15 protein-coding genes are annotated in these 12,214 nt (G+C 32.1%); all 15 read right to left on the bottom strand.

Features of this window, described 5'->3' with window-relative positions; translation table 11 throughout:
• Positions 1 to 11: 11 nt before the first annotated feature.
• The 15 genes from C511_RS0113240 to tsaD all read right to left on the bottom strand — a co-directional run bounded on the left by C511_RS0113240 (position 12) and on the right by tsaD (position 12,104).
• On the bottom strand, positions 12 to 692 hold the full coding sequence (locus C511_RS0113240) for a tetratricopeptide repeat protein (protein WP_024997711.1): 681 nt from the start codon (positions 690 to 692) through the stop codon (positions 12 to 14).
• Positions 693 to 702: 10 nt separating this feature from the next.
• The gene (locus C511_RS0113235; protein WP_024997710.1) at positions 703 to 1,725 is read right to left on the bottom strand and encodes a VWA domain-containing protein; all 1,023 of its coding nucleotides are present in this window, start codon (positions 1,723 to 1,725) and stop codon (positions 703 to 705) included.
• Between the two features lie 27 nt (positions 1,726 to 1,752).
• Positions 1,753 to 2,736, bottom strand: a complete 984-nt coding sequence (locus C511_RS0113230) for a vWA domain-containing protein (RefSeq protein WP_024997709.1) — start codon at positions 2,734 to 2,736, stop codon at positions 1,753 to 1,755.
• Between the two features lie 22 nt (positions 2,737 to 2,758).
• Positions 2,759 to 3,841 (bottom strand): BatD family protein, encoded by a 1,083-nt coding sequence (locus tag C511_RS0113225; RefSeq protein WP_024997708.1) that lies wholly within the window; start codon positions 3,839 to 3,841, stop codon positions 2,759 to 2,761.
• Between the two features lie 8 nt (positions 3,842 to 3,849).
• The gene (locus C511_RS0113220; RefSeq protein ID WP_027318257.1) at positions 3,850 to 4,716 is read right to left on the bottom strand and encodes a DUF58 domain-containing protein; all 867 of its coding nucleotides are present in this window, start codon (positions 4,714 to 4,716) and stop codon (positions 3,850 to 3,852) included.
• A 58-nt stretch (positions 4,717 to 4,774) separates the two neighbouring features.
• Positions 4,775 to 5,770 (bottom strand): AAA family ATPase, encoded by a 996-nt coding sequence (locus tag C511_RS0113215; protein WP_024997707.1) that lies wholly within the window; start codon positions 5,768 to 5,770, stop codon positions 4,775 to 4,777.
• A 132-nt stretch (positions 5,771 to 5,902) separates the two neighbouring features.
• Positions 5,903 to 7,066: an HU family DNA-binding protein gene (locus tag C511_RS0113210; protein ID WP_024997706.1), complete on the bottom strand. Its 1,164-nt coding sequence runs from the start codon at positions 7,064 to 7,066 to the stop codon at positions 5,903 to 5,905.
• Positions 7,067 to 7,076: 10 nt separating this feature from the next.
• Positions 7,077 to 7,349, bottom strand: a complete 273-nt coding sequence (locus C511_RS0113205; protein ID WP_024997705.1) for an HU family DNA-binding protein — start codon at positions 7,347 to 7,349, stop codon at positions 7,077 to 7,079.
• 33 nt (positions 7,350 to 7,382) lie between these two features.
• Positions 7,383 to 8,684 carry a 30S ribosomal protein S12 methylthiotransferase RimO gene (rimO, locus tag C511_RS0113200; RefSeq protein WP_024997704.1) on the bottom strand — a complete coding sequence of 434 codons (1,302 nt, stop codon included), beginning with the start codon at positions 8,682 to 8,684 and terminating at the stop codon, positions 7,383 to 7,385.
• Positions 8,665 to 9,639, bottom strand: coding sequence for a signal recognition particle-docking protein FtsY (gene ftsY / locus C511_RS0113195; RefSeq protein WP_024997703.1), 975 nt, complete (start codon positions 9,637 to 9,639; stop codon positions 8,665 to 8,667). The genes rimO and ftsY overlap by 20 nt, the downstream gene beginning before the upstream one ends.
• 169 nt (positions 9,640 to 9,808) lie before the next feature.
• Positions 9,809 to 9,967 (bottom strand): DUF4295 domain-containing protein, encoded by a 159-nt coding sequence (locus C511_RS17605; protein ID WP_081698317.1) that lies wholly within the window; start codon positions 9,965 to 9,967, stop codon positions 9,809 to 9,811.
• Between the two features lie 9 nt (positions 9,968 to 9,976).
• The gene (rpmG, locus tag C511_RS0113185) at positions 9,977 to 10,165 is read right to left on the bottom strand and encodes a 50S ribosomal protein L33 (RefSeq protein WP_008761579.1); all 189 of its coding nucleotides are present in this window, start codon (positions 10,163 to 10,165) and stop codon (positions 9,977 to 9,979) included.
• Between the two features lie 21 nt (positions 10,166 to 10,186).
• Positions 10,187 to 10,447 (bottom strand): 50S ribosomal protein L28, encoded by a 261-nt coding sequence (gene rpmB, locus C511_RS0113180; RefSeq protein ID WP_024996950.1) that lies wholly within the window; start codon positions 10,445 to 10,447, stop codon positions 10,187 to 10,189.
• A 110-nt stretch (positions 10,448 to 10,557) separates the two neighbouring features.
• Positions 10,558 to 11,064 carry a CinA family protein gene (locus C511_RS0113175; protein WP_024996951.1) on the bottom strand — a complete coding sequence of 169 codons (507 nt, stop codon included), beginning with the start codon at positions 11,062 to 11,064 and terminating at the stop codon, positions 10,558 to 10,560.
• A 20-nt stretch (positions 11,065 to 11,084) separates the two neighbouring features.
• Positions 11,085 to 12,104, bottom strand: a complete 1,020-nt coding sequence (gene tsaD, locus C511_RS0113170; RefSeq protein ID WP_024996952.1) for a tRNA (adenosine(37)-N6)-threonylcarbamoyltransferase complex transferase subunit TsaD — start codon at positions 12,102 to 12,104, stop codon at positions 11,085 to 11,087.
• Positions 12,105 to 12,214: the final 110 nt, after the last annotated feature.

The raw sequence follows: 12,214 nt of genomic DNA, 5'->3' as shown, positions 1-12,214 counted from the left end.
TCATATATGGACTACCAATCTTTTTCTAAACGACCTCCACGTAACTTTTGCTGTTTTTTTATTCTATCTTGCACATCTCTTTCGTCTTGCATCACTGAATTCAATAGTTGTTCTGCATTTTCTTTAGACATTTTTGGGTCCCTCTCGCTTGATTGACTTGATTTAGAGGAATCATGTTTATTATTATTTGAACTATTGTTGGAATCATTATTTTTATTATCTTTTTGATTATTCTCTTTATTGTCCTGTTCATCCTTTAATAATTTTTGTGCTAAAGATAAATTATAACGAGTTTCGTCATCTTTAGGGTTATTAATTAAGGCTTTTTTATACGCTTCAATAGCTTGTTTGTAGTCTTTATCTCGATGAAACAAAACCCCAATATTATGATAAATATAAGATAATTTAGATTTGTCTTTTTCCATTTTAGATGCAGAAACGTATTGTTCTAATGCATCTTTATTTTTTTGTTGATAAATAAGTGAATTACCTAAATTATACATAGAAACAGTTGACTTAGGATTAATTTCAAGAGCTTTTCTATAATTTATCTCAGCATCAATATAGCTACTATCATTGTACAATCTATTTCCCTTACGAATATAACTGCGTTCTACTTTTTGAGCAAAAACAGAACATAAGGATACAAACAAACCTAATAGTAATAATATAAATTTATTTAGTGATTCCATAACAAATTATCTACTTTGAAAATAATCTAATTTTCTTAAAAAACACATTTTTCTTATCAAGAATCATCATCTCCGTAAACAGCAAAAATAAAATAATCCAAGCTATAGCCTGAAATTGTTCATCAAATTCAGTGTATATTTTTGAATTGATGTCAATCTTCGCCATTTTGGCTATCTCGTCATTTATAGTCTTTTCTGCAGAATTAGTATTATCAACACGTACATACACACCATTACCTTCCTTAGCGATCTCCTTACACATCTCTTCATTTAATCTAGTTACAATAACATTCCCTTCACTATCACGCCTAAAATCATTAGTCCCATCGAGAGGTATAGGTGCACCATTAGCAGAACCAACACCAAGTACATGAACCTGAATTCCTTTGTCAACAGCCTCTTTCACTGCATTTGTTACTCCTCCTTCATGATTCTCACCATCAGTTATGATAATAATGGCTTTTCCAACTCCTTCTTGTGGAGTAAAGCTTCTTGATGCTAGATTAATTGCAGCCCCAATAGCGGTACCTTGTTTGTTAATTAAAGAAGGATTTATTGATTCAAGAAACATCTTTGCAGAAATATAATCACTAGTTATTGGCAATTGCGTAAATGCATCACCGGCAAAAATAATCATTCCAACTTTATCATTCTCAAGTTTATCAACTAATCTAGCGACCAATCTTTTTGCTTTTTCGATCCGGCTAGGTTGAAGATCGGTTGCTAGCATAGAATTTGAGATATCAACTGCAATCATTATTTCGACACCCTTACGTTTTATATTTTCTAATTTAGAACCAAATTGTGGTCTTGCTAATAGAAATGAAAATAAGGATATACATATTAAAATCAATCCAGATTTAATTTCAGGTCTATACTTAGACACATCAGGCATCAATAATCCAATAAGTTCTGGATCACCAATTTTCTTAATTCTATTTTTTCTAATATAATTAGAGAACAAATAAAATAATGTTAAAAGTGGTAATAGGAGAAGCAAATATAAATATGCAGGCTCTTCAAATCGAAACATTTTACTATATATTTAGTTATAAATTTCTTAAGGAATCTTCTTTAATATTGAGTTCCTCAAATAAAATTCAAGTAATAAAAAGAGCAAAGCAATCAAAGCAAACCATTGATATTCTTCATGTCTTTTACTATATTGTTTTACATTCAACTTTGTTCTTTCAAGCTTATCTATTTCTTTATAAACTTCTTTCAACTTAGAATTATTCGTTGCACGAAAATAATTGCCATTAGTTGTTATAGCAATTTGGGTCAATGTTTTCTCATCAATTTCAACTGGGGTATTAATATATTGAATAGTTCCAGCTACCCGTAATGGGTATGGTGCCATTCCATTTGTACCAACTCCAATCGTATAAACTCTAATACCAAAGCTTTTAGCTATATCTGCAGCCGTTAATGGAGAAATATCTCCTTTATTATTAGTCCCATCTGTCAGTAAAATTATGACCTTTGATTTTGCCTTACTATCCTTTAATCTTGATACGGCATTAGCAATACCCATGCCGACAGCAGTACCGTCTTCTACTATTCCAGAATTAATACTCTGAAATAAATTAAGTAGGACAGTATGATCAACAGTTAGCGGACATTGAGTAAAGCTTTCACCTGCAAATAAAGTTATGCCAATATTATCATTAGGTCTTCCACTAATAAACTCAGCAGCAACATCTTTTGCCGCTTCTAATCTATTAGGTTTCAAATCTTCGGCTAACATACTTGTAGACACATCTATGGCAAGCATTATATCAATTCCCTCCACTTCGCTATTTTGCCAATTATTAGTAGTCTGAGGACGTGCTAAAATCAAAATGACTAAAGATAAAACAATAATTCGTAAAATAAATGGAGCATGCAACAAATATATTTTATAGCTTTTTTTTATATCACTATAAATATTCGTATCAGACATCTGCAATGTCGCATTGTTTTTTTTATGCTTTAATATATACCACACTATGTAAGGTATTAATAAAAGCAACAGAAATAAATATTCAATATTTGCAAATACCATTATCTTCTATTTTTTAAAATCATTATGCTAAAAGAGCATAGAGTTCACGAACTATAAAAATTAAAACAAATAAGATGATAACAGAAAGAGTGATAATGCTTAAAATTAAAGCAACTTTGACTTTAAGTGATCGTTTCTCTACTACAGTTATTTCTGTCGGCTGAATTATTGAATTATCATCAATAGTCTCCTTTGTTTCATTTATAAATTGAATTGCATTTATTAAATTCGCATCATTCTCATTCATACCAGGATTATGTTTGGCGAATTTAACAAGATCTGCAGTTTGGAAAAGAACTTTTAATCCACTTATATCATTTGCTTTATCAGTAACTTCCATCAATCGATTAATTATCTCCGAGGAGGTCATTTCTAAAGCATTAAATCCAAATCGATTTTTTATATAATTTCTAACTGCGTCAGTTAAATCCGTATAATAATCTTTTAACCTACCTAATTGCAATTTTTTATCACCTTTAATCTTTTCAATTTCATTCATGGCAATTTCATGTGGAGGCAACTTTGGCTCAAGTTTTATTTTTCTTATAATGGGTTTATTATCGCTTAATCTTATAATAAGATAAATCAAAAGAGCTAAACATGGAAATAATAATAACGAAGCAATTATCATGTTCCACCAATCTTCCCATTCAAATGGAGCTTTAAATACAGTTTTAGGTCCGAAAAAATGGTCAGGATTTAATGTATCTACCGGTACCGAATACACTTTAAGAGCTAACGCCTTCGATTTATATATTTTATTATCAACTGTAATACAAAAAGGAGGTATATAATAAAGAGCAGAATCAAAAGACGTTATTATATACTCTTGTGTAATTAACAACCTCTCTTTGTTGTTTAAATATTGAGTATCAGGTTTGGCTATTTCCACAATATCTACACCTTTAATCAAGGTATCAGTGTAAATCGGAAAAATAGCCTTTTGCTTAGCATTAAATGATACCTGAAGTCGAATTCTAGCTTGTTCTCCTATTAGTATCTGCAAAGAATCTATTTTCGCGTCAACAGTTACTGACTGAGAAAATACCCTAACTCCCCAGAATAATAATATAACAATAAATGCCCAACGTATATTCCTTATCATCATAATTACTAATTTCTTTTTTCAAAGAGTGTAAGTAATGCCTTTACAAAATCTTGATCGGTTCTTACAGAAACAGCATCAACTCTACTCTTGTTAAACGCATTTCGCAACTTGTCCTGTTTAGTTTTCCACCATTCAGAATGAGCTTTTCTTAATGATAAAGAAGATGTATCAATCCACTGTTCATTACCTGTTTCAGCATCCTTTACATTAATTAATCCTACCGAAGGTAAATCTTCAATTCTTCTATCATATACCTGAATAGCGACTAAATCATGCTTTCTATTAGTTATAGTCATAGCATTATAGAAGCCATCATCAATAAAATCCGAAATAATAAAAGCTGTACATTTCCTCTTCATTACATCAATCAAATACTCTAAACACACTTTGATATCGGTCATACGACTGTCAGGCTCAAAATTGAGCAACTCACGAATAATATATAAAATATGTTTTTTCCCTTTCTGAGGTGGAATAAATTTTTCTATTTTATTGGAAAAAAAAATAACGCCTATTTTATCATTATTTTGAATTGCAGAAAAAGCCAACGTTGCAGCAATCTCAGTTACAATATCTTTTTTAAATTGTTTCACAGTACCAAATTCAAGACTCCCAGAGACATCAATTAAAAGCATTACAGTCAACTCACGTTCTTCCTCAAAAACCTTTATATAAGGTTTATTAAAACGGGCTGTAACATTCCAATCAATATCTCTTATATCATCTCCATATTGATATTCCCTGACTTCAGAAAAAGCCATACCTCTTCCTTTAAAAGCAGAATGGTACTGCCCTGCAAAAATATTATTAGAAAGTCCTCTAGTCTTTATTTCAATCTTTCGAACTTTTTTTAACAAATCAACCGTTTCCATTAGTTATTATTTTGGTTGATACTAGAATTATTATTTAACATAAAATAAATAATCTAAATTATGGAACCTCAACTTTATTCAGAATGCGACTTATTATTTCATCGGAATTTATGTTATTAGCTTCAGCCTCATACGTTAGCCCAATCCTATGTCTTAAAACATCATGAGCGACAGAACGAATATCTTCAGGGACAACATAACCTCTTCTCTTAATAAAAGCATATGCCCTTGAAGCTAACGCTAGGTTTATCGAAGCACGTGGAGAGCCACCAAACGATATTAACCCTTGAAGATCTTTCAAATCATATTTTTCAGGGAAACGCGTTGCGAATACAATATCAACAATATATTTCTCTATCTTTTCATCAATATAAACTTGACGCACTACTTTTCTAGCTTCAACAACTTCTTCAGATTTTAATATCGATTTTACTTCAATCTTTCTTTCATTAATATTTTGCCTAATAATCAATTTTTCTTCTTCTATTTTCGGATAGTCAATTATTACCTTAAGCATAAAACGATCGACTTGTGCTTCAGGTAATTGATAAGTTCCTTCCTGCTCTATAGGATTTTGGGTTGCCAAAACTAAAAATGGATTTGGCAATTTAAAAGTGTCATTACCAATAGTGACCTGCCTTTCTTGCATCGATTCCAAAAGAGCACTCTGTACTTTTGCAGGGGCACGGTTAATTTCATCAGCCAAAATGAAATTCGCAAACACAGGCCCTTTTTTCACTTGAAATGACTCATCTTTTTGACTATATACCATAGTTCCAATTACATCAGCCGGCAACAAATCCGGAGTAAATTGAATTCTACTATATTTAGCGTCTATCAATGAGGCTAGAGTCTTAATTGCCAATGTTTTTGCTAATCCAGGAACTCCTTCTAATAAGACATGTCCATCAGACAATAGCCCTATCAACAAAGATTCTACTAAATGTTTTTGTCCAACAATCACTTGATCCATGCCCATTGTCAAATTAGACACAAACAGACTTTGTTGTTCAATCCGATTGTTTAATTCACGGATATCTATCGATTCAGCCATATATTCTTTTCTTTTATGAATAAAAAATAACTCAATTATATTGCTTCAAAAGTACAGTATAAAATCAACCCCTAAAACTAATTTCTATTAAAAAAACATGTTAAACCTTTAAGCGTTAAAGGTTTCATCATCTCATTTTTCTGTCAGTTTCGGAATTTTAATAATTACACCATATGGAACATTATCAGGATCTGATATTATCGAGCGATTATGTTTAACAATATATGGCCACAAAGCTTTAGTACCATAAAATTTCAATGCTAATTTAGTTAGGGTTTCCCCTTCATTTAATTTATAATCCGTTAATGTACCCGAAATAGTATATTTATCCAGTTTATTGAATTCGGCTGCAGTTCCGTCTACAGTTTCTAAGGGGGGGGTATTTCTTTTCATGATAGAATCGTCTTTATTATTCAAGACTATAGATTGCTTATTAGTAGGATCGAAATGAACTGTATCATTATGAATAGTTCCAGAATCAATAGGTATCTTAACTGAACCTGCGATCAATGTTGAATCAAGATCATTTTTGGAAAGTCTATTATTAGAATCTCCATTTAGGAAAATATATAAAACATAACTGAGGAATGCAATAGCAATAAATGTAACACTACAAATAAAAGCTCTCCTTGTTTTTACATTTACACTCAATCCACTTTCTTGTTTGGATTTGTATTTCTTACCATATTCCAAATCAGCCTTTTTAATTTCTTGAGCTATAATTTCTTCAACAGATAAAGTTTTAATATGCTCATGCTTCTCAGGGGCAACTGAATCTTTACCCAAATAAAAATCTGCCACCTCGGCATCAAAAGAATTTCCATCCTCTTGACTAAAAGAATCTTGTTTGTGGGATTCCTCTATTGGTTCATTACTAGGACATGGTTCATTACTAGGGCACACATTATCATCATCATGTAATGACACGACTTCCTCCGAAACATCAGCATTTTCAACATTATCAAACTGAATATTATCGTTTAATATGGCAGTTTCAAAATGTGCAAAAGGTTTATTTATGGATTTTTTTAATGAAACATCTGGAGTAAAAGATATTTTTGAATGCCCTTCAATAATAAATCGTTCCCCTGTATTAACGTTAATACTTTCACGACTATCAACGTCAATAAGCTTAAAAGTACCAAATCCCTTAATCTTAAGATATTTATCATTTTCCAGTGCGTACACTACTAAATCAAAAAACTCTTTTACGAATAATTCGACATTTTTCTTAGGAATATTATATTTATACGTCAACAAATCAATAAGATCTTGCATATTTAATTTTTCATTCATAGCATAGATTTTATTTAAACTTATCTTTTAAAAGGTTACTTGGCCTATAAGTTAATACAAGTTTAGGAGGAACAAGCATTCGTTGCTTATTAGTAGGATTTACAGATATACGTTCAGTCTTTTTTTTCACTTCAAAGGAACCAAATCCTTGAAGTGAAATTTGATTATTATTCTGCAACTGCTCAGACATCTCATTTATGAGAAAAGAAACCAACTCAGAAGTATCTTTCATAGTACAACCGAGTCTCTTTGACAATTCCGAAGTAAAATCTTTATTATTCAAGACTATAGATATTAAAATTTAAACGATAAAAAATTAACTTTTAATTATTGCATATAAATCAAAATCATCAGCATCAACTATAGTAGCATTATAAAAGTCACCAATAATTAGCTTTCCATTTTGTTTTAGTATTAAAACTTCCGGATCTACTTCAGGAGAATCAAATTCAGAACGTCCAATATAGTATTTACCCTCTACTCTGTCAATTACAACTTTAATGTTCTCTCCTATTTTCTTAGCACTTAACTCAGATGATATAACTTGTTGTATGTTCATTATTTCATTCAGTCGTTCTTGTTTAACTTCATATGGAATATCATCATCAAACTTAGTAGCAGCATAGGTACCTTCTTCTTCAGAATAAGCAAAAGCTCCCATTCGGTCAAAGCGTATATCTTTAACGAAAGTCTTCAGCTCTTCAAAAGCAATTTCATCTTCTCCAGGATACCCAACCATAAGAGTAGTTCTCAAATGAATACCAGGAACTTCTTTTCTAATTTTATGTATTAATTCATATGTTTCTTTTTTCGTTACATTTCGACGCATATTCAGAAGAACATTATCATTAATATGTTGCAATGCTATATCAAGATATTTACATACATTAGGATACTTCCTCATTACTGGCAGTAAATCTTCTGGAAAATGCGCAGGATAGGCATAATGCAATCTAATCCATTCTACTCCAGGTGTGTTTGCTATTTTTTCTATTAATTCAGCCAACATTTGTTTCTTATATATATCAACCCCATAATAAGTAAGTTCCTGAGCTATAATTTGGAATTCTTTAACCCCTTGAGACACTAAGTAACGTACCTCATCTAAAACATCGTTTATAGGCTTTGATATATGCTTACCAGTAATTATCGGAATTGCACAATAAGAGCAAGCTCTATCACACCCTTCAGAGATTTTCAAATAAGCATAGTGTTTAGGAGTAGTTAAAGTTCTCTCTATCTCAGACTCTGGATTATAAGCCTTCCCTAAATCTTTTAATAATTCTTTCCAATTGAACTTGCCATAGAATTTATTCACTTGAGGTATTTCTGTCGATAATTCATTTAAATACCTTTCAGAAAGACATCCCATTACAAATAATTTCTTTAATCTACCCTCTTCTTTAGCTTGAGCAAATTCAAGTATCATATTTATAGACTCCTCCTTAGCATCACCAATAAAACCACAGGTGTTAATTACAGCAATTTCACCTTTAGGGTTTGTTGAATCATGAGTTACATCATATCCTACCCCTTTTAACTGACGAATTAAATGCTCCGAATCTACTAGATTTTTTGAGCAACCTAAGGTTATTATATCAATCGTTTTTCTTTTCATTGCTATCACCAAATAATGAATCTACATATTCTTTACGGTTAAATAACTGTAAATCCTCAACGCCTTCACCAAGACCTATATATTTCACTGGAATTTTAAATTGATCCGATATTCCAATTACAACTCCACCTTTAGCCGTTCCATCAAGCTTTGTTATTGCCAGCGATGTCACTTCTGTCGCTAAGGTAAATTGTTTTGCCTGTTCAAATGCATTTTGCCCAGTTGAACCATCAAGAACTAACAAAACTTCGTGAGGAGCATCTTCTAAGACTTTTTTCATGACATTCTTAATCTTTGTTAGCTCATTCATGAGCCCTACTTTATTATGCAAACGTCCTGCAGTATCTATAATAACAACATCAGCATTATTAGCTATTGCAGAACTTATTGCATCATAAGCAACCGAAGCTGGATCTGCACCCATTTTTTGTTTAATAACAGGGACTCCAACCCGCTCCCCCCAAATAACCAATTGTTCAACAGCAGCAGCGCGAAACGTATCAGCAGCTCCGAGATATACGGATTTTCCTCTTTGTTTAAATTGGTATGCGAGTTTCCCTATGGTGGTCGTTTTACCTACACCATTCACTCCAACAACCATAATCACGTAAGGCCTAATTTTAGAAGATATATCAAAACTATCTGTATCAACAGAATTATTCTCCATTAATAGACTCGCAATTTCTTCACGCAGTATCGTATTTAATTCCTGAACATTTAAATATTTATCACTGGCTGCTCTTTTTTCAATACGAGCTATGATATTTAAAGTTGTTTCTACCCCTACATCAGAAGTTATTAGGATCTCCTCTAAATCATCTAATACCTGATCGTCAACTTTAGACTTCCCTGCAATAGCTCGAGTTATTTTCCCAAAAACACTTTCTTTTGTTTTAGACAATCCTCTGTCTAACGTCTCTTTCTTCTCTTTTGAGAAAAAATTAAATAATCCCATAATACAACATTATTTGCAAATTACCATTATGATACAAAGATATAATAACTAACGGTAAGTCAAAAATGAAAAATGAAAAATAATCAAGGATAGTGAATATACATATAAAAAAATTCCCCGCAAGAATGCAGGGAATTTTTTTATAGCAACTAGTAGCTACTAGATACTACTATTTCTTAAAAAAGTCTTGTACTTTTTCGTTTGGCACCATTTGCTCATCAAACATATAAGCACCAGTTTTAGGCGATTTTACCATCTTGATAACTTTTGTATAAGAGCGCCCTTCTTTTGTTCCTTCGTGCAAACTTGCAACTGTCTTTTTTGCCATGGATTATACTTATTTAATTTCTTTATGTACTGTTACTCTTTTCAAGATTGGGTTGTATTTTTTCAACTCAAGTCTTTCCGTAGTATTCTTTCTGTTTTTTGTGGTAATATAACGAGATGTACCCGGCATACCACTTTCTTTATGTTCAGTGCATTCTAAAATAACCTGAACTCTGTTACCTTTTGCTTTCTTTGCCATAAGTTTCCTTCTCCTCTTTAATTAGCCAATTACTTTAATGCTCTTCCAATCACAATAACCTTTAGTAACCGCATCGTTTAAGGCTGCATCAAGCCCCTTCTTATTAATTAAGCGTAAACCAGCAGCACTTAAGCTCAAACTAATCCAGCAATCCTGTTCTACATAATAGAACTTTTTATTAAACAAGTTCACATCAAAAGTTCTTTTGGTTCTCTTCTTTGAATGTGATACATTGTTGCCAATCATGGCTTTCTTTCCTGTAATTTGACAAATCTTCGACATTTCTATCTTGTTTTTATAGTTTTTATCTATATTTATTTCAAACAGAGCGCAAAGTAAGCACTTTTATGAATACAAAACAAGTATTTTACTAAATAAATAAGCTCAACTTACTAATATTTATCCACTAACACTTCTTTTAATATTCGCAGTGCATTACCGCAAGCTTTTATTATATTAATCTCCCTACCATCATCTCCCTGTTGCTTATATGTAATAATTTTCGTTTTATAAACAACAGCGATCCAAACAGTTCCAACGGGTTTATCAACAGTCCCCCCTAAAGGTCCAGCAATGCCGGAAGTAGCGATTGAACAATCACTCTTCAATAACCTCTGCACTCCTTTAGCCATCTCAACAACAACAGATTCACTGACAGCCCCATCTTCAACTAATGATTTAGCATCTACACCCAACAAGTTCGTTTTCACTTCGTTTGCATATGCAATAATTCCTCCTTTGTAAAAGGTTGAGCTTCCAGAAAAATAAGTAAACAGTGAAGCCAGATTACCACCAGTACAACTTTCCGCCGTTGAGATTGTAACACCAGTACTAATCAAAATATCATAAATATCTTCTTTTAATAAAGATATAACAGACTTCCGGTTTAATTCATCCATCTTTGTTCTATTTTATAAAATCACAAAACAACTCTGGAATATGCCGGCAGTGAAATGGAGCAAAAATCATTATCCAAATATTTAAAATAACCATTAATTGCGATCATCGCAGCATTATCAGTTGTATAACTAAACTTTGGGATATAAATATTCCATCCATATTTTTGAGCATGTTCCCTAAATGAGTTCCGTAGTCCATTATTGGCAGAAACACCGCCAGCTACAGCAATCTCTTTTATATTATGCTTTTTTGCCGCTTTCCTTAGCTTATCCATCAAAATATCTACCACAGTAGCCTCCAATGAAGCCGCTAAATCATTTTTATTATTCTCTATAAAATTAGGATCATCTTTTATCCAACTACGCAAAGAATATAAGAAAGAAGTTTTGAGACCACTAAAGCTATAATCAAAGTCTGGTATATTTGGTTTATTAAATTTAAAAGCTTTTGGATTTCCATTCCTTGCAAGCCTATCTATTATTGGTCCCCCAGGATATCCAAGTCCCATGACTTTAGAACATTTATCAATTGCTTCACCAGCAGCATCATCTATTGTTTGCCCTAGCACAGTCATATCACTGTAAGATTCCACCAATATAATTTGAGAATTACCACCTGAAACTAATAAACATAGAAAAGGAAATTTAGGTTGTTGCAATATCTCATCTGGCTCTTTCAAAAAATGTGCTAATACATGACCAGTTAAATGATTAACGTCTATTAGTGGTATATTTAACGATCTTGCAAATCCTTTGGCAAAGGAAACTCCAACGAGTAAAGAGCCCATTAATCCAGGCCCTCGAGTAAATGCAACGGCACTTATCATCTCTTTAGTAACATTTGCCCTCTTCATCGCTTCGTGCACCACCGGTACAATGTTTTGCTGATGCGCTCTAGATGCTAATTCAGGAACAACACCTCCATAGGATTCATGAACAGATTGGTTAGCAACAACATTTGATATTAAAACCCCATCCTTTATAATTGCAGCTGAAGTGTCATCACACGATGATTCTATACCTAATATAATTACTGACATACCTTTTTTTTAAGTTTGATGCTACAAAAGTAATCATAAAACTAAGATTCATACCATTATATTTTATATTTTTGTTCCCAAATATAAATCTTCAGCTTATCAAAACATTA

Source organism: Bacteroides graminisolvens DSM 19988 = JCM 15093 (assembly GCF_000428125.1).
GTDB lineage: Bacteria > Bacteroidota > Bacteroidia > Bacteroidales > Bacteroidaceae > Bacteroides > Bacteroides graminisolvens.
Note: the sequence above shows the minus strand (reverse complement) of the source record. Positions and strands in the feature narration are given on the sequence as shown.